The 17,847-nt window shown below is 42.0% G+C and carries 16 protein-coding genes, 12 tRNA genes and 1 rRNA gene; 4 read left to right on the plus strand and 25 right to left on the minus strand.

The window, feature by feature from the left end; genetic code table 11:
* The 14 genes from K1I43_RS12985 to K1I43_RS13050 all read right to left on the minus strand — a co-directional run.
* A 16S ribosomal RNA gene (locus tag K1I43_RS12985) occupies nt 1-71 on the minus strand; the annotation flags it as partial.
* Between the two features lie 58 nt (nt 72-129).
* Nucleotides 130-200, minus strand: a tRNA-Gly gene (locus K1I43_RS12990).
* A 196-nt stretch (nt 201-396) separates the two neighbouring features.
* A tRNA-Pro gene (locus tag K1I43_RS12995) sits at nt 397-473 on the minus strand.
* A gap of 18 nt (nt 474-491) precedes the next feature.
* Nucleotides 492-568: transfer RNA gene (locus K1I43_RS13000), tRNA-Arg, on the minus strand.
* Between the two features lie 58 nt (nt 569-626).
* A tRNA-Leu gene (locus tag K1I43_RS13005) sits at nt 627-709 on the minus strand.
* Nucleotides 710-732: 23 nt separating this feature from the next.
* Nucleotides 733-816 (minus strand) — tRNA-Leu (locus K1I43_RS13010).
* A 5-nt stretch (nt 817-821) separates the two neighbouring features.
* Nucleotides 822-897: transfer RNA gene (locus tag K1I43_RS13015), tRNA-Lys, on the minus strand.
* Between the two features lie 146 nt (nt 898-1,043).
* Nucleotides 1,044-1,118 (minus strand) — tRNA-Gln (locus K1I43_RS13020).
* Nucleotides 1,119-1,166: 48 nt separating this feature from the next.
* Nucleotides 1,167-1,242, minus strand: a tRNA-Asp gene (locus tag K1I43_RS13025).
* Nucleotides 1,243-1,250: 8 nt separating this feature from the next.
* Nucleotides 1,251-1,323: transfer RNA gene (locus K1I43_RS13030), tRNA-Val, on the minus strand.
* 39 nt (nt 1,324-1,362) lie between these two features.
* Nucleotides 1,363-1,434 (minus strand) — tRNA-Glu (locus K1I43_RS13035).
* A gap of 16 nt (nt 1,435-1,450) precedes the next feature.
* Nucleotides 1,451-1,543: transfer RNA gene (locus K1I43_RS13040), tRNA-Ser, on the minus strand.
* 2 nt (nt 1,544-1,545) lie between these two features.
* Nucleotides 1,546-1,620 (minus strand) — tRNA-Asn (locus tag K1I43_RS13045).
* Between the two features lie 281 nt (nt 1,621-1,901).
* Entirely contained in the window at nt 1,902-2,357 is a 456-nt protein-coding gene (locus K1I43_RS13050) for a SprT family protein (protein ID WP_019416580.1), read from the minus strand.
* A gap of 72 nt (nt 2,358-2,429) precedes the next feature.
* On the opposite strand from K1I43_RS13050, the gene cmpA reads away from it, so the two are divergent.
* The gene (cmpA, locus tag K1I43_RS13055; RefSeq protein WP_012573928.1) at nt 2,430-2,543 is read left to right on the plus strand and encodes a cortex morphogenetic protein CmpA; all 114 of its coding nucleotides are present in this window, start codon (nt 2,430-2,432) and stop codon (nt 2,541-2,543) included.
* On the opposite strand, the gene K1I43_RS13060 is transcribed toward cmpA, so the two are convergent.
* From K1I43_RS13060 to K1I43_RS13100, 9 genes are all read right to left on the minus strand, one after another.
* Nucleotides 2,538-4,703, minus strand: coding sequence for a Tex family protein (locus K1I43_RS13060; protein ID WP_026011467.1), 2,166 nt, complete (start codon nt 4,701-4,703; stop codon nt 2,538-2,540). The two genes, cmpA and K1I43_RS13060, sit on opposite strands and share 6 nt — an antisense overlap.
* 56 nt (nt 4,704-4,759) lie before the next feature.
* Nucleotides 4,760-5,110 (minus strand): type II toxin-antitoxin system endoribonuclease NdoA, encoded by a 351-nt coding sequence (gene ndoA / locus K1I43_RS13065; RefSeq protein WP_003253417.1) that lies wholly within the window; start codon nt 5,108-5,110, stop codon nt 4,760-4,762.
* A gap of 4 nt (nt 5,111-5,114) precedes the next feature.
* Complete coding sequence (locus K1I43_RS13070; protein WP_003398486.1) at nt 5,115-5,396, minus strand: CopG family ribbon-helix-helix protein; 282 nt, start codon at nt 5,394-5,396, stop codon at nt 5,115-5,117.
* 152 nt (nt 5,397-5,548) lie between these two features.
* Entirely contained in the window at nt 5,549-6,706 is a 1,158-nt protein-coding gene (gene alr, locus K1I43_RS13075; protein ID WP_019416578.1) for an alanine racemase, read from the minus strand.
* 93 nt (nt 6,707-6,799) lie between these two features.
* The gene (locus K1I43_RS13080) at nt 6,800-7,819 is read right to left on the minus strand and encodes a LolA family protein (RefSeq protein ID WP_009362370.1); all 1,020 of its coding nucleotides are present in this window, start codon (nt 7,817-7,819) and stop codon (nt 6,800-6,802) included.
* Nucleotides 7,820-7,893: 74 nt separating this feature from the next.
* Complete coding sequence (gene acpS / locus K1I43_RS13085; protein ID WP_019416577.1) at nt 7,894-8,256, minus strand: holo-ACP synthase; 363 nt, start codon at nt 8,254-8,256, stop codon at nt 7,894-7,896.
* Nucleotides 8,257-8,303: 47 nt separating this feature from the next.
* Nucleotides 8,304-9,710: a degradosome RNA helicase CshA gene (cshA, locus tag K1I43_RS13090; RefSeq protein ID WP_255572242.1), complete on the minus strand. Its 1,407-nt coding sequence runs from the start codon at nt 9,708-9,710 to the stop codon at nt 8,304-8,306.
* 145 nt (nt 9,711-9,855) lie between these two features.
* On the minus strand, nt 9,856-11,232 hold the full coding sequence (locus K1I43_RS13095) for a UDP-N-acetylmuramoyl-tripeptide--D-alanyl-D-alanine ligase (protein ID WP_009362373.1): 1,377 nt from the start codon (nt 11,230-11,232) through the stop codon (nt 9,856-9,858).
* A gap of 9 nt (nt 11,233-11,241) precedes the next feature.
* Nucleotides 11,242-12,306, minus strand: a complete 1,065-nt coding sequence (locus tag K1I43_RS13100; RefSeq protein WP_019416575.1) for a D-alanine--D-alanine ligase — start codon at nt 12,304-12,306, stop codon at nt 11,242-11,244.
* Nucleotides 12,307-12,457: 151 nt separating this feature from the next.
* Here K1I43_RS13100 and K1I43_RS13105 point away from each other — a divergent pair, with 151 nt between their 5' ends.
* From K1I43_RS13105 to K1I43_RS13115, 3 genes are read left to right on the plus strand one after another with little or no spacing between them, the layout of a single operon-like run.
* Nucleotides 12,458-13,534: a GerAB/ArcD/ProY family transporter gene (locus tag K1I43_RS13105; RefSeq protein ID WP_019416574.1), complete on the plus strand. Its 1,077-nt coding sequence runs from the start codon at nt 12,458-12,460 to the stop codon at nt 13,532-13,534.
* Nucleotides 13,531-14,994 (plus strand): spore germination protein, encoded by a 1,464-nt coding sequence (locus K1I43_RS13110; RefSeq protein ID WP_026011465.1) that lies wholly within the window; start codon nt 13,531-13,533, stop codon nt 14,992-14,994. The genes K1I43_RS13105 and K1I43_RS13110 overlap by 4 nt, the downstream gene beginning before the upstream one ends.
* Entirely contained in the window at nt 14,991-16,121 is a 1,131-nt protein-coding gene (locus tag K1I43_RS13115) for a Ger(x)C family spore germination protein (protein ID WP_019416572.1), read from the plus strand. The genes K1I43_RS13110 and K1I43_RS13115 overlap by 4 nt, the downstream gene beginning before the upstream one ends.
* Before the next feature lie 16 nt (nt 16,122-16,137).
* Here K1I43_RS13115 and K1I43_RS13120 read toward each other — a convergent pair whose 3' ends face one another.
* Entirely contained in the window at nt 16,138-17,250 is a 1,113-nt protein-coding gene (locus K1I43_RS13120) for an MGDG synthase family glycosyltransferase (protein WP_019416571.1), read from the minus strand.
* A gap of 14 nt (nt 17,251-17,264) precedes the next feature.
* On the minus strand, nt 17,265-17,846 hold the full coding sequence (locus K1I43_RS13125; protein ID WP_009362379.1) for a DedA family protein: 582 nt from the start codon (nt 17,844-17,846) through the stop codon (nt 17,265-17,267).
* Between the last annotated feature and the right edge of the window lies 1 nt (nt 17,847).

The following is a 17,847-nucleotide window of genomic DNA, read 5'->3' on the forward strand; positions in this document are numbered from 1 at the left end:
GTCCGCTCGACTTGCATGTATTAGGCACGCCGCCAGCGTTCGTCCTGAGCCAGGATCAAACTCTCCATAGAAAAGTTATCCTTAGCTTCTGTACGCTTTTCGCTTCGTTCAGTTTTCAAGGAACATCAAAGCGGGTGATGGGAATCGAACCCACGACATCAGCTTGGAAGGCTGAGGTTTTACCACTAAACTACACCCGCACGTTGTTAATTGATTTTCATCAACATTACATACTACGACCAATCATGCCTCTTCCTCTACTAGCAAATCCGAAGATGATTGATGCGTCGAGGCAACTCGTAGCTGATTCAGCGAAGTGTCGCTCGTGGCTGAGGTTTTACCACTAAACTACACCCGCATATTGTTGATTGATTTTTATCAATATTACATACGAGATGGTCGGGAAGACAGGATTCGAACCTGCGACCCCATGGTCCCAAACCATGTGCTCTACCAAGCTGAGCTACTTCCCGTCCTCATTGATATAAACATGGCGCGCCCGAGAGGATTCGAACCCCTAACCTTCTGATCCGTAGTCAGATGCTCTATCCAATTGAGCTACGGGCGCATTTTTAACGACCTTTTCAATATATCACATTTCATCAATCAAAGTCAAGTTTTTTAGATGCGGCCGAGAGGACTTGAACCTCCACGGGGTTGCCCCCACTAGGCCCTCAACCTAGCGCGTCTGCCATTCCGCCACGACCGCATATTGTTAAAAAACCGACCGACTGGTGCGGGTGGAGGGACTTGAACCCCCACGCCAAAGGCGCCAGATCCTAAGTCTGGTGCGTCTGCCAATTCCGCCACACCCGCATACATGGTGAGCCATGGAGGACTCGAACCTCCGACCCTCTGATTAAAAGTCAGATGCTCTACCTGCTGAGCTAATGGCTCATTAATAAATTAAAAAACCTTATTCAATTTTGCTTTACCTGTCCCTTCCTCTACTAGCACACTCAAGATGTCAAGTGCGTCGGGACAACTCGCAACATATTCGAAGAAGTTTTGCTCGTTGCTGAGCTAATGGCTCATTACGTCAATGGCTGGGCTAGCTGGATTCGAACCAGCGCATCACGGAGTCAAAGTCCGTTGCCTTACCGCTTGGCTATAGCCCAATAAACAATTGAACATGTATGTTGAAACGCTATAAAAACTTTTTTTAATGGCGGTCCCGACGGGGATCGAACCCGCGATCTCCTGCGTGACAGGCAGGCATGTTAACCACTACACCACGGGACCAACAAGAGTGGAGGATGACGGGATCGAACCGCCGACCCCTTGCTTGTAAGGCAAGTGCTCTCCCAGCTGAGCTAATCCTCCGAAATAAAATGGAGTGAACAAAATGAGCACTCCAAAGGATGACCCGTACGGGATTCGAACCCGTGTTACCGCCGTGAAAGGGCGGTGTCTTAACCACTTGACCAACGGGCCATATTCATTATCTTCCTGGCGGAGAAGGCGGGATTTGAACCCGCGCGCCGTAAAAGAACGACCTAACGGTTTAGCAAACCGTCCCCTTCAGCCACTTGGGTACTTCTCCAATGGCTCCGCAGGTAGGATTCGAACCTACGACCGCTCGGTTAACAGCCGAGTGCTCTACCACTGAGCTACTGCGGAATAATAACAAAAGTGGCTCATACTACCCAACCAATATTATAGTTTAACTTTACTGCCTCTTCCTCTACTAGTATACTCAATGATGATGGATGCATCGAGGCAACTCGCAACTTATTCAAAGAAGCGTTGCTCGTCACTGAGCTACTGCGGAACAATCTAATCATTAGGACTGCTTATATTATATTTATTCTTTTTACGTCTGTCAACCGTCTTTTTCTCACTTGTTTTTTCTCGTTGAATAACGACGGCTTTTATAATTTAGCATATAAAGATTTGGCTTGTCAACACTCTCTTTTTATTTTTTTTAATTTTCCTCGACAGCGTCCACATACATATCGATTCGTATCCATCGCTCTTTTACGCACATATATATAATGGCATGATGTGCATTCATAATAATATTTCTTTCCTGTCTTTGCTAATACAACAGGTTTGCAAAAGCGTGGAGCTTGTACTTTTTGTAACAATTCTCGAAAATCACGATCACGATGGCGATAACCTTTTCCTTCTAAGTGCAAATGATAGTGGCATAATTCGTGCTTAATTACTTGAATGAGTTCTTCTTCCCCGTGTTGTTCGTAATATTTTCGATTCAGTTCAATGTTATGTGTAGAAAGTAAATACCTCCCGCCTGTCGTCTTTAACCGGTCATTAAATAGTGCTCGATGCCGAAATGGCTTATGAAATATATGTAACGATATGCACTCAACAAGCTCCTGCAACTCGCGCTCATCCATTTTCTTTCCGTCCTTTCACCATTGGGCTCTTTTACTCATAACATAATAAAAAACAATTTGAAGGTGATCGTCATGCCGATGTGGCTAAAAAACCAAATGCGCCGTGCATATTATGAGAAAAATCGCGCTCAAATTAAACTTCTCAATCAATGTTGGTTTTTTTACCGGAAAACACACTGCTCATGACAGTGTGTTTTCCGATGTTGGAGGAATCATTGTTAAAGCAATGCGCTCTTTTTGCAAATCGACCGAATCAACCCATACTTTTACAATATCCCCGACTGACACAACATCAAGCGGATGTTTCACATATCGATTGCTTAGTTTGGAAATATGAACAAGTCCATCTTGTTTCACACCGATATCTACGAATACACCGAAATCGACGACGTTTCGTACTGTTCCCTCTAATTCCATACCTTTTTTCAAATCCTCCATCTTCAACACATGTTGCTTGAGGATTGGCTTCGGCAAATCATCGCGCGGATCGCGCTCTGGGCGCTTAAGTGCATCGATAATATCTTGGAGCGTCAATACCCCTATGTTCAATTCTTGTGCTGTTTCTTCTATATTTATCCCTTCAAGTGCAACTCGCAATTGCTCACTTCCGATCGCTTCTGTCGAAAAACCGAGGCGTCGTAACAATTGATACACTTCTTCATATCGCTCAGGGTGGATTGGTGTGCGGTCTAACGGCTCATCTCCATCTATGATGCGCAAAAACCCGATGCATTGCTCGTACGTTTTCGCTCCAAGGCGCGGAATATGTTTTAATTGCACACGATTTGTAAACTTCCCGTGTTCTTCACGGTATTTCACAATATTTTCGGCCACTGTCTTCGTTAAGCCAGATACATATTGCAGCAATGTTGGAGAAGCTGTATTCACGTTTACACCAACTTGGTTGACAACCGTTTCTACGACAAATTGCAACGATTGCTCAAGCTTTTTTTGCGACACGTCATGCTGATATTGCCCAACTCCTACAGACTTCGGATCAATTTTTACTAATTCAGCAAGCGGGTCTTGAACGCGTCGAGCAATCGATACAGCGCTTCGTTCCTCCACTTGCAGATGTGGAAACTCTTTACGCGCTAAATCTGATGCAGAATATACACTTGCCCCTGCTTCATTGACAATTAAATAAAACACGTTTCCTTCCCACTCAGAAATTGTATCAGCTACAAACTGCTCTGTCTCTCGCGATGCCGTTCCGTTTCCAATCGCAATTAACTCTACTTGATACATATGAAGCAATTGCTTTAATTTTTCTTTCGCTTTCTCCACCTCATTTTTCGGTGGATGTGGATAAATGACATCAATATGAAGTACCTTTCCGGTTTCATCGACGACGGCTAACTTACATCCTGTACGATATGCTGGGTCGATCCCTAAAACGACCTTGCCTTTTAACGGTGGTTGCAGCAGCAAGTTGCGTAAGTTTTCAGCGAAAATGTGGATCGCTCGTTCTTCCGCATGTTCTGTCAACTCATTTCGTACCTCTCGCTCAATAGACGGAGCAATCAAACGTTTATATGCATCTTCAATCGCCTCAGCAACAATGTCAGCTGCCGATGAGCGCTCATTTTGTATAACTTGTTTACGAATGTATGTAATGATTCGTTCAGCATCTACATCAATTGCAATGCGTAAAATTCCTTCATTTTCGCCGCGGTTCATTGCTAAAACACGGTGGGCAGGCGCTTTAGCGACCGGTTCACGGTGATCGTAATACATTTCAAATACACGCTTTTCGTCTTTTTCTACTTCTTTTCCAACAGAAACGATCATTCCTGTTTGCCACGTTTGCTGACGAATCCATTGACGAAGCGTGGCGTCATCGGACACTTTTTCAGCAATAATATCTTTCGCACCTTGGATCACTTCTTCGATCGTATGTACTTCTTTTTGCTCATCAATAAACAATTGTGCTCGTTCTGTAATCGACTCATTCGGAAACGTTAATAACCATTCTGCAAAAGGTTCCAACCCTTTTTCTTTCGCAATTGTCGCTTTTGTTCGTCGCTTTTGTTTATATGGACGATATAAGTCTTCTACTTCTTGCAGTTTCGTCGCTTTTGTAATCGCTTCTTTCAGTTCGTCCGTCAACTTTCCTTGTTCATCAATTAAACGAATCACTTCTTCTTTTCGCTTCGCTAAGTTTTGCAAGTAATGCCATTCATCTAAAATGGTGCGAATTTGCACTTCATCGAGCGCGCCAGTCATTTCTTTTCGGTAACGAGCAATAAACGGAATCGTATTCCCTTCCTCATAAAGCTGAATAACTTGTTGGACGTTGACAAACGGAATATGTAATTTCATAGCCAACTGCTTTAGTAGTTCCAAACAAAATTCCTCCTCTAAACAAAAATAGCTACACAATGTAGCTATTTTTCGACATATTAAAAATCAATAAGACCGAGACTAATTTGCAACGCTTCATCTACTTTATCCATCATCTCGTCATCTAGATGGGTAATCTTATCTGTCAGACGCTGTTTATCAATCGTCCGAATTTGTTCAAGCAAAATGACAGAGTCCCGTTCAAATCCGTAGCGCTTTGCGTCGATTTCAACATGTGTAGGCAACTTCGCTTTTTGGATTTGCGCAGTAATGGCAGCAACAATGACGGTTGGACTGAAACGGTTCCCAATGTCATTTTGAATAACAAGCACAGGGCGCACGCCCCCTTGCTCAGATCCAACTACTGGAGAAAGATCGGCAAAATACACGTCACCACGTTTGACAATCAAAAGATTACCCCCCGCTAACTAAGCGTTCAACGGTGTGGTCAGCTTCATATTCCGCAAGAAAAGCCTCCGATGCAAGCGACAAATTAATTTTCGCCATCTCCATATACCCACGTCTCATCGCTTCTCGAATTTGACGTTTTTTCCGTTCGCGGATGTACATTTTCATCGCTTGATAAATGAGCTCATTTCGGCTGCCGTTTTCTTGCTTCACAATTCCATCTAATTCGCTCACTAACGCCTGCGGTAACCGAATAACAATTTCTGTTGTTGCGCTGGATTCAGACACAAACACACACCTCCAACTAAACTACAACCACATAGTTGCTCCCAATTTACATCATACCATTTCATCATCGCGATGCAAAGTCATTTCCAGCATCATTCGTCCAAATTTTGTAGAAATTTTTCGAAAACAATCGTTCTCATTGCACCCATCTACTATAATACCGCATTTCTCACTTCAATTATACTCTTGTTTTTTAAAAAAATACGGGGAACACGATAACTAATTGTACAAGGAATTTCATAATTAATTGTGTTCAAATGGGTTGCAACATCATCAACAGAAATGCGTTCACCTTTTTGTTCACCGATGAGCGTCACTTTTGTACCGACAGGAAGCTCATACGGCAGACGAATCATCATTTGGTCCATACAAACACGTCCAACAATAGGGGCGCGCTTTCCATCAACAAGAACAGAAAAATGTTGCATACGACGTAACCAACCGTCTGCGTAACCGATTGGAACCGTACCAATCCACTCATCTGCTTTTGCCTCATATGTCGCTCCATAGCTTATTTTTTCTCCAGCTTTCACCTTTTTTACATGCGTTAAACGACTATGGAGCGAGAACGCTTCTTTTAACGGATAAGGTAACAATGGTTTCATTTCTTGCGACGGTGCCAACCCATACATCGAGATGCCTAAGCGTACGGCATTAAATACTCGATCAGGATAACGCAGTCCCGCGGCGCTATTGGCGCAATGAATGAGCGGAGGTTTTGCAGGAAGCCACTCTAGCATGTGCATAAATGTATCGTATTGAAACGAAAAATAGTCAACATTTTGTTCATCGGCTGTTGCAAAATGCGTATATACTCCTTCAATAACAAACGATTCTTTTTGTTCCACTATGTTTACAATTCGTTGCACTTCTTCTTTCGTTTTAACTCCTAGTCGCCCCATCCCTGTATCCAATTTTATATGAACGTTCAACGGTTGCTCATACGGTCCATACATGAATGCTTGTTCAAACCATTCGGCTCGAAAAACAGTTAACGCAATGTTTTGACTGGCGGCTAACGACGCATATTGAGGGTTTGTCGCTCCAAGTACGAGAATCGGTACGTCTAAAGAAACCCCTTTTTTTCTCAGCGCTAGCGCTTCATCTAAAAAAGCGACTGCTAATCTCGTTGCACCTGCTTCTAGCGCGGTTTTCGCTACTTGGATATCCCCATGTCCATAAGCGTTCGCCTTCACCACAGCAATGACTTCGACATGCGGACCGACATGCTGCTTCATCGATTGCACATTATAAAAAATGGCATCTAAATCAATTTCTGCCCATGTATCGCGATAAAATGCTTGATCCATCCTTCATACCCCTTCAAAAATGTGTTCACGTTTGATTATTTCTTTTCTCCTTGCGTCATGTCAACAAAAAAATAAAGACCCGCCATGCGAGTCTTACTTCATCATCTTTCCTTGTACGGAACGAGCAATCGCGACCATTTCATCTTTCGTTAAGTCTTGGGAAGCGAGAATAAAATCGACCCCTTTATACGTCCACGTCAACGTTCCGCTTGTCATTGCCCCAACCGCAAATCCTAAATCAACAGGCTCACCTTTAACCGTTGTCGATACGTTCGCTGTTGGTACAGCATGCGCTTTTTCTTGTACAAGCGTAAACGATTTTTCTCCGGCAAATGTCATGACAATTCGCTTGCCGTTTGCTGTTGTAAATTCTTTTTCTTCGACAAGTTTCACCCCATCGAGCTCATATGTCGGATACATGACTGGCACTGCTTGTTGATTCGCTTCTTTTGTTACTTCTTGTTCGTTTTCTAACTTCGCTCTCGTCATGTTTTTACTTACGTCAAAAGCATTATCATCAAACGCGGCGTTCCACTCTACTTTCGAAAACTCGACCGTTAACATCGGTTGCGAGTCAATATCCATAACGGTCACTTTGACTGGTGTTAAGTCTTTCTTGTTTAATGTAATCTCTTGTTTTGGCAACATTTTTTTGTTTTCGTAATTTGTTTTCGTTTGGAATATATAATGATTGTTTGTTGCTTTAAAGTCTGCTTTCGAATCAGCTAAAATGTCTTTCACGAGCGATTCATACAAGTATACTTGACTTGTATTTTGCGGCCAGTCGCTTTGAAAGCGAAAACTTTTATTTAACGCTGGCGTTAATACAAATACTCCTTCATCGTTACGCAAAATCATTTGATGTTGGTCACGCTGAGCATTTTTTAAGTTCACTCGGTAGTAGTTTGGCGACTTATGCCAAATTTCAATTTCATACACTTGTGGTTCTGTTCCTGTTTGAAGCGTCATTTTTGCTTCTGCTTTGTACCCAGACATCGTTTGCACTTTTTCATCGAGCGCTTTTAATACATCTTGTTGCGACTTTTCTCCGCAAGCGGCCAAACTGCCTACAACAAAAAGAAGCAGGCACCAAAAAAGCAATGTTCGTCTCATTTTTTCAACCCCTTTACCTCATTTGGACTTCCTTCATAAGCCATCATATGAGGTCAAGCGGGAGAATATGCAGACTAGCTTGACAAGCGTTCAATGATTACTTGAGCAACAGCATAATGTTCGCTATGAGAAATGGAGACGTGCACACGTTCATTCAATGACGTGGAAACGATATATGGCTTACCGTTTTCATCATTTTGAATTTCAATATCGTGAAATGAAACATGTGTGCCAATCCCCGTCCCCACCGCTTTCGCATACGCTTCTTTTGCTGCAAAGCGCCCAGCCATAAATTCAACTTTTCGTTTTGACGATAATTGTTGAAAACGAATGCGCTCATTATGTGTTAAAATGCGGTCAATAAATTTTGGCTGTTGTTCGATCAATTGAGCAATGCGACTTAACTCCACAATGTCAATCCCAATCCCGACAATCATCCATATCCCTCCAATAAAGAAAAAGAAGCTATCTATGAAGACAGCTCCTATCGTTTCGCACGCGTTTTCGCTCCACGGCCACGCGTTTCATTGCGGCGTTGACGCGTCTGCACTTGTCGCTTTTTCTCTTTTTTCATCACCGGTGGCTCTTCTGTCAGCTGTACTGGCGTCATATCAGGCTCTTTCGTTAACATTTTAATACATGCGGCAACAAGTGAAACGGAATCGTGTTCTTCTAACAATTCTTCTGCTGCACGTTTGTAAAACGATAAATTGTTATGCTCAATTGTCGCCAGCAATTTTTCGATCGCTGCTCGTTGTTGACCTTCAAGCGCTTCATCTAACGTTGGCGGTTTCATGCGCTCCATTTTCCGCTTCGTCGTCTTCTCGATATGATGTAACTGTCCGATTTCACGAGGTGTAACAAACGTAATCGCCATTCCCGTTTTACCAGCACGTCCTGTGCGACCAATACGGTGAACATAGCTTTCTGGGTCTTGTGGAATATCGAAATTATATACATGCGTCACACCAGAAATATCTAAACCGCGTGCAGCGACATCCGTTGCAACTAAAATATCAATCGAACCTTCTTTAAACTTACGCAGCACAGATAAACGCTTCGCCTGGCTTAAATCACCGTGAATGCCTTCAGCCGCATAACCACGCAAATTGAGCGCTTCTGCTAGCTCATCGACACGACGCTTCGTTCTTCCGAAAACGATCGCTAACTCAGGAGATTGGATATCTAATAAACGCGTTAACGTGTCAAACTTTTTCTTTTCTTGAATTTCAATGTAATATTGTTCAATGTTTGGAACTGTCATCTCTTTTGCTTTGACACGAACGAGCTCCGGATTGTTCATAAATCGTTCAGCGATACGACGAATCGGCTCTGGCATCGTCGCTGAAAAAAGAAGCGTCTGACGCTCTGTCGGCACGTGGCTTAAAATCGCCTCAATGTCTTCGACAAATCCCATGTTCAACATTTCATCTGCTTCGTCTAACACAACCGTATGCACGTTTTGCAAACGGAGCGTACGACGTTGAATATGATCAAGAATACGTCCTGGCGTACCGACAACAATATGTGGGTGCTTTTTTAATGCCTGAATTTGTCGCTCAATGTCTTGCCCACCGTAAATCGGCAACACGCGTACACGCTTCGTTGAACCGATTTTATATAACTCTTCGGACACTTGAATAGCTAACTCTCTCGTTGGCGCAACAACGATCGCTTGCACTGCATCGTTGTTCATATCAATTTTCTCAACAAGCGGAATGCCGAATGCCGCCGTTTTCCCTGTTCCTGTTTGCGCTTGACCAATGACATCACGATTTTGTAGACTAAGCGGAATCGTAGCCGCCTGAATCGGTGTTGCCTCTTCAAATCCCATTTTACTAACTGCTTTCATTACTTCTGGACTCAATCCAAATTCTTTAAATGTAACCAATGTTTTCATACTCCTTCTTCAAATAACTTACGAAAAAAGGCATTCCCGTATAGACGGAAGTGCCTTGTTGAAATTCATTCCGTAAATAGCTCTTGTTCATCATACCATTTTATGCATATGTTTTCAACAAATTGAACGTTTCTTTTTACTCATTTAACAAAGAAATGATTTCCTCTAACTTCATACCGCGAGATGCTTTTAATAAAATAACATCGCCCGCTCCCATCATCGCTTGTAAGTCTGCAGCTAATTGCGCCTTATTTGTATACGAACGAACACGTCCTTCGCTAAACCGCTTGCTTGCCCGTTCAGCGATCGCTTTGGCACGCTCTCCGTACGTAAGTACATAATCTATTTTTTGCGGATCGATCATCTCGCCAATTTGTTCGTGGAAAGCCATTTCTTGTTCACCTAATTCAAGCATATCGCCGACAACGGCAATTTTTTTACGATATTGTGTCAATTGTGCGAGCAACTGAAGCGCCGCTCGCATCGACGTCGGACTTGCGTTATATGCATCGTTAATGATCGTCACTCCGTCATGGCGTTTGATGACTTCTGTGCGCATTTTTGTAACAGATAAACGCGAAAATCCTTTTTTCATATCGGTCACATCAACAGAAGCGAAACGAGCGACTGCCATGGCTGCAAGAGCGTTCATGACATGGTGTCGGCCAAGAAGCGGCATATGAAATACTTCGTTTGGCCAATGATTTATTGTAAACGTCGTTCCGTCCGCTTGAATACGAATATCCGTTGGATAATAATCGTTTGCTGCTGTCATGCCGAACGTTTGAACATGCGAAAGATTAGCGCTTTCCACACGCGTTTGCAACAACGGTTCATCTCCGTGATAAATAAACAGTCCGTCACGTTTTAGGCCTTTTACAATTTCAAACTTCGCTGTTGCAATTCCTTCACGCGAACCGAGCTCTTGTAAATGTGATTCACCAATATTTGTAATAATCGCCACATCTGGTTCAACTATGGTAGAGAGTAATTCAATCTCTCCAAACCCACTCATCCCCATTTCAACGACTGCATATTCTGTTTCTTCTTTGAGGCGGAGAAGCGTTAGCGGCACACCAATATGATTATTTAAATTCCCTTCCGTCTTTTGCACACGATATACCGTTCCAAGCAAAGAGGCGATCATATCTTTTGTCGTCGTTTTTCCATTGCTCCCTGTCACACCGATCATGCGTGTGCGAAGTTGTTTTCGATACGCATGAGCTAGCTGTTGCAATGCAACGAGCGAATCATCAACAAAAATGAGCGGCACATCTTTCGGAGCATTTGGCTCATGTGTGCTCCATAGCGCAGCCGCTGCGCCTTTTTCAAACGCCTGCATGACGAATTGATGACCGTTAAATGTCGCTCCTTTTAGCGGAACGTACAAATTTCCTTGCTCAATTGTACGCGTATCTGTCGACACACCGTGAATGACAACGGAAGCAAAGCGCTCATCCACCGTGCTGTTCGGAATCATTGTTTGAATATTAGCTAATGAACGTTTAATCATATCATCACCTTAAAACACATACGTAATGTTTTGTTTTTCTTCATATCGCTCAATCGCTAGTTGAATAAGGCGTTCAATTAACTCCTCGTACGATACGCCAGTATGTTTCCATAAAAGCGGGAACATGCTAAATGGGGTGAAGCCTGGCATCGTATTGACTTCGTTAATATACGCCTCCCCATCTGCCGTCAAGAAAAAGTCGGCGCGGACTAATCCAGCTAAATCGAGCACTTTAAAAGCGGTAAGCGCCATTTGTTTCATCGTTTCGTATTCTTTATCTGTAATGTTCGCTGGAATAACTAATTCTGTATTTCCATCGACATATTTTGCTTCGTAATCGTAAAATTCTTTTTTCGGCACAATTTCCCCAACAACAGAGCAAATTGGCTCATCGTTTCCGATCACCCCAATTTCTACTTCACGGCCAACAATCGCTTCTTCGACGATTACTTTTCGATCGTAACGAAACGCCTCTTGGAATGCCACTTGTAGCTGCTCACGGTTTTTACATTTACTTATTCCTACGCTCGAACCAGCATTGGCTGGTTTGACAAAACACGGATAGCCAAGCTCACGTTCTACTGTTTCATATACGTTTTCTTCATGTTTTTCCCATTCTTTTTTCAAGAAAAAGACGTAACGTGCTTGTTTTAATCCCGCTTGCGCAAACAGTTGTTTCATAACAACCTTATCCATACCGACAGCTGATGCTAACACACCGTTCCCAACATACGGTACGTTTAATAATTCTAACATCCCTTGCACTGTTCCATCTTCTCCGTTCGGCCCGTGTAAAAGAGGGAAAATAACATCAATGCGCTCTTCTTTTTTTTCCGAACGATTTGCAATAGACGCAAGCGCTGGTAAACCTTGTTGAAAAGCAAGCTGCTTCACATGTTGCACTTCCCCTTCAATCGCTTCCCCACGCAGCCATTCTCCATTGGTCGTAATGTAAATGGGGACGACACGAAACTTTTCTTTATTTATGGCATTAATGACCGAACGTGCCGTTTGTAATGATACTTTATGTTCAGGCGATTTGCCGCCGTATAATACACCTAACGTCATTTTCATGTTCGTTCCTCCTCGACTGTACGTTCACTTCATTTATTGTAGCACAACTACTTTTTTATTTATATGGTGAAACGAGTCTAGATGGTGACAATGCATATCATTTCCCTGTTTGGAAACGATAAAAATACAAAAAGGAAAAAGGTGTGTGTATATGAATACGGTACAAATGTTATTCGTGTTAATGTTATCGATCGGTCTTATGAATCATGTCATCATCATTCCTGTTTTACTTGAAATTGCTGGGCGGGATGCGTGGATCTCGACCGTCATTGGGCTTGTGTTGCTTGTCATGTTTCTTCCTCTCATTTATTTTCCTATCAAACAATCACAACAAACGCACATCTTTCAATGGCTAAAAGAAAATATCGGTGCCCCAATGGCCTATTTTATCGCTTCTGTCACATGTTTATATTTACTTCTCATTAGTATTGTGACATTAAAAGATACAACAACGTTTACAACGACCTCATATTTAACGGGTACACCGAACTGGGCGATTATTGTAACACTTTGTATCATTTGTTTTTATAATGCTTCGATTGGCTTGCCATCGATCGCCAAAACGTCAGGTATTATTTTACCTTTCGTCGTATTGTTCGGCATATTTGTCGCTTTAGCGACGATCCCGCATAAAAATTATGAGCTGTTAAAACCGATGCTCGAAAACGGCTGGATGCCCATTTGGAAGGGAGTGATGTACGTCGCTACCGGATATGGTGAAATTGTTCTTTTACTGTTTATGCAACAACAAATGAAAACGGACATTTCTTTTATGAAACTCGTTTTATTCGGGCTTGTCGCTGCCAGTCTATCGATCGGACCGACAATTGGAGCCATTACAGAGTTTGGACCGGCAGAAGCTAGTCATTTGCGTTATCCGGCCTTTGAGCAATGGAGAATGGTGAATTTAGGAACATATTTAGAGCATTTTGATTTTTTATCCGTGTATCAATGGCTAGCGGGCGCATTTATTCGCATTTCGCTTGCGACAGCGCTCATTCCAGAGCTATTTGACATAACAAATAAAGCCTCGCGACGTTGGATATTAATATTTGTATACGTCGTCATTTTCTTCGCCGCGATGACACCGATGAGCGATGACACGTTTTTTCATATGTTAAAAAAATGGCTGCTACCGATTTCGTTTTTCTTTATTTGTTTTCTTTCGACGTTATTGTGCGTACTAGCGTTAGCGATACGTATAAAAGAAAGGAGAGCGTCCGCATGACCGCTGAAATCATTGTCGATGAACAAACGCTAAAAGAACATTTTTCGCAATGTAAAGATGTTGTGATTATGCCAGCGACCATTTATTCAAAAGAACGAAAGCCCCTCTCGCTTATTTTCATTTATTGTGAAGAATTATGTGACACGAAGTTACTCAAACAATTTATTTTCCCAACAATTACACGCATGGGACAACGATATCCGCTATATTCAGTGACAGATATTGAAAAATATAAACAAATGCCTCTTCATTTAATCGGAAAATCGGTCTCTGCCCAACAACTAGATTTTATCGTTTTTAATGGGGACTTAGTGATTTACTTTGTGGAAGCGGAAGCGATGTATTCTATTTCGCTTGCGAATCCACCGAACCGTAATCCGGAGGAACCAAACACAGAAGTATCCATTCGCGGACCGAAAGACGGCTTTATTGAAGAAGTGGCAAAAAACGTAGCGCTCATCCGAAAACGGCTAAAAACGAGCAGCTTGCACGTTGAACAAGTATTAATTGGTAAGAGAAGCCGGACGAAAGTTGATATTTTATATATTGAAGATATTATTAATCAAGAAACCGTTGAGGAATTAAAGCGGCGATTAAGTACAATCAACATTGATGCCTTAACAGGAACAAATCAGTTAGAAGAATTGTTAAGCGAAAAATATATTTCGTTATTTCCTGTTTTCGCTTACTCTGGACGCCCTGATTTTGTCGTCAACGCACTACTGAGCGGACGATTCGCGGTCTTTATTGACGGCTCACCAACAGCCTTAATTGGCCCGACAAACTTAACGTTTTTATTAAACACATCTGAAGACAATAGTACATCGTTTGTGTTTGTGACATTTCAACGCATTATTCGACTAATCGGGGTGAGCGTCGCTGTATTTTTACCGGGACTTTGGGTCGCTATTACAACATATCATCAAGACCAGTTGCCGTTTACATTGTTGGCAACAATCGTTCTCGCAAGGCAAGGAGTACCGCTCCCTGCCCCGCTTGAAGCGTTTATTATGGTCAGTTTATTTGAAATTTTTAAAGAAGCAGGCATGCGACTTCCGATTGCGATTGGACAAACATTATCCGTCGTCGGCGGTCTTATTATCGGTCAGGCCGCCATTAACGCTGGACTGGCGGCACCCGGAACACTTGTTGTCATCGCAACATCTGTCATTGCCACGTTTACGCTCGTGAATCAATCGCTTGCTGGGACAGTGTCCATTTTACGATTTATCGTCCTTGCAGCTTCCTCTATGTTAGGGTTGTTTGGTTTTATCGCGTCAATGTTTTTTCTTCTAATTTACACAGCTAATTTAACGTCATTCGGTGTCCCATATTTAGCTCCAATTTCTCCGGCAACAGGAGACATATGGAAAGTAGTTATTACAAGCGGGTGGAAAAAGTTTAAACAAAGGCCAAAAATGTTAAAAACGAACGATAATACACCAGGTGACGAATCATGACTCGCGCGCTTATTTGTTGTTTTTTTTGTTTCCTTTTAACTGGATGCTGGGGAATGAAAGAAATTGATCATCTGGCTTATATTCATGTGATCGGCGTGGACTACGAAGACGGACAAGTGATCGCCTACGCCCAACTTATTAGTTTTACAGGACTTGCGAAAGTCGAAGCGGGCGGAGGAAAACAAAAATCAACGGTGACCGTTGGAAAAGCGAAAGGGGAGACGTTTAACGTTGCAACAGATCGGCTATATTATGCGATTCAACAAGGTGTATCATGGGGGCATGTGAAAGGGATCGTCTTCACAGAACGAGCGCTCAAAAAAGGACTCGTGCGTGATGTTATTGATGTACTTGATCGTTACAACGAAATTCGCCATACAATCTGGGCATTTACAACAACCGAATCGATTGAACATATTTTCGAAACAACACCATTTTTAGATTACTCACCGTATTTTTCTTTGCTCGCTAATCCGACAGACATTTACAAACAAAGTTCTTTTATTCAACCGAAGCGCTTGAACGAATTGATTGCTGCTTCTAATGAACAAGCGGTTGTTTTTCCGCTCCCTTCCCTTGCAATTGAAAAGAAAAGTTGGAAAGAAAATAAAAAGGCAAAACCGATGTTAAAAATGGATGGCGTCTGTTTCTTGCATCGTTACAATAAACAAGCATGTATCCCGCGCCATAAACTTGACGGGTTGCGTTGGGTGACAAAAGGCACAGGGCGAACGCCCATTTATATTCAACCAGACGGAAATATGATTGGCACACTCGTCGTGCGTGAACCGAAAGCAAGCATATCGTACAAAATAAAAAATGGTCATCCTGTATTTACAATTGATGTACAAGCAAAAGGAAGCATCATTGAACTTCGCGAACAAATGTCTGAAAAACAAATTATTGAATACGCAACAAAAACAGTAAAGAATGAATTAGAAAATCTATTCCAACTCGGCGTAAAAGAAGGGGTCGATACGCTTCAATTATCAAACGCTTTATATCGTCAAAACGTCAATGACTGGCGCAAATATACGACAAACGGATTAGTTTCACTGACAAATGATACGTTACAACAAATCAATGTCCAATTAAGCATTGACACATATGGAAAGTCAAAAAAATAAAAGCGATGAGCAGATCTCATCGCTTTTTCGTTGCATATATATTCGCTTCAATCCATTCGGCAAGCGCTTCTTGCGCTGTTTTTTCACACCCTAACCAATACTGTTTCATTCGTTTTTCTAATTGATTCATTTCCTCATCGTCCATTAATACACGCAATAATTGTTGATCGTACGGCTCATTGTCATTGAGAAAATAAATGAGCTCTTTTTTTCTTAAATAGCGCAAATTCATTTGTTCTTGTCCAGGTAAATAAGAAAGAGTAAAAGCAGGCAGTTTTTTTGCGAGCACTTCACTCATCGTGACACCGCCCGGCTTTGTCACAACCGCATCGACTTCATCATACAATTCGTTCATTTTTGCTCGATCGGAGATATATCGAAACGGACGGATACGCGGGTCGTTCCAACTTTTTAATTCTTCATATAAATTTTCATTTTTACCGCATAAAACAGAATACGTTAACTGTGAATGGTTAGCGTTTTTTAAAAATTGTTTCATCTTCCCTAGTCCTTGATTGCCGCCAGCCACTAAAATGTGTTTATTCATTCGTCGCTTTATTTTTTGTACAGGTACAATATGTTCATGAATCGGAATGCCTGTCACAATAACGCGATGACGCTCCATACGAAATCTCGTACATAGCGATCGTTTCGCTTCCCCATGCGGAACAAAGTGATAATCAATCGCTGTTTTCCCCCAAATGCCGCTCAAAAAAAAGTCTGTATATACGTTTATAACAGGCACTGTTATAGCGCCTCTTTGTTTCAATCGCTGCAACACGTGTGAAGGAAACGAATGCGTACATATGACGAGATCCGGTTTTTTCTCTTGAAGAAGACGTTTCATCTTCTTTTCAAAATAAAGCAACCACGGTTCCATTGCTGGTTGTTCAAATTTTTTCATCCATCGTTGGTACATCCATTCATATGAGTGCGGTGATAGCGAAATCCAGCGAAGATAAAAGTCCGCTACTCGTCTTTCCATTTGTTCGTTACAATAACTTAAGAAATCAAGTTTTTCGCAAGAAACGTTAGGAAAACGATGTTGCAATGAATATATAAGCGCATCGGCCACTTGATGATGGCCAGATGACATTTGAAACAAAGGTAGTACGAGAATGTTCATCATTATGCGAACTCCCTTTAATTTGTTTTTCTTCTTTTCACATATAGCCCAATGAAAAATAAACTAAAAAACACGATCATTATCCATGGTAATAAGTAAAGAGGAATATGTATACGCTCCCCAAGAAACTTCCCGACAAATATAAATAAACTAATCCAAAACGCTGATCCAGCAAACGACAAAAAAAGAAACGGGAGAAATGGAACGCGAACAACTCCAGCCATGTATGGAGATAACTGACGAACACCCGGAATAAAATAGCCAAATGTAATAATCCAAGGAGCGCGTTTTCGAAAGTGGCGATAAACATACCGATAACGCCGACGATGAAAACCAATATAATGTCCATATTTAAATAACAGCGCTGAACCGAATGTATAGCCAGCCATATAGGCAACAACCATCCCAACTGTCGCCCCAGAAATCGCGAAAAATAAACTTTTGAATAAATGTAATTGATCGTGTGAAATAAATATGCCCACGAAAAACAGAAGTGACTCTTCGGGTGCGGGGATGCCGACAATGCCGAAAAATAATGATAGAAACAATACAATATAACCGTGGGATTGAATATACATGAAAATGTCGTTCGCTTCCATT

Source organism: Anoxybacillus sp. ST70 (genome assembly GCF_019553625.1).
Lineage (GTDB): Bacteria > Bacillota > Bacilli > Bacillales > Anoxybacillaceae > Anoxybacillus > Anoxybacillus gonensis.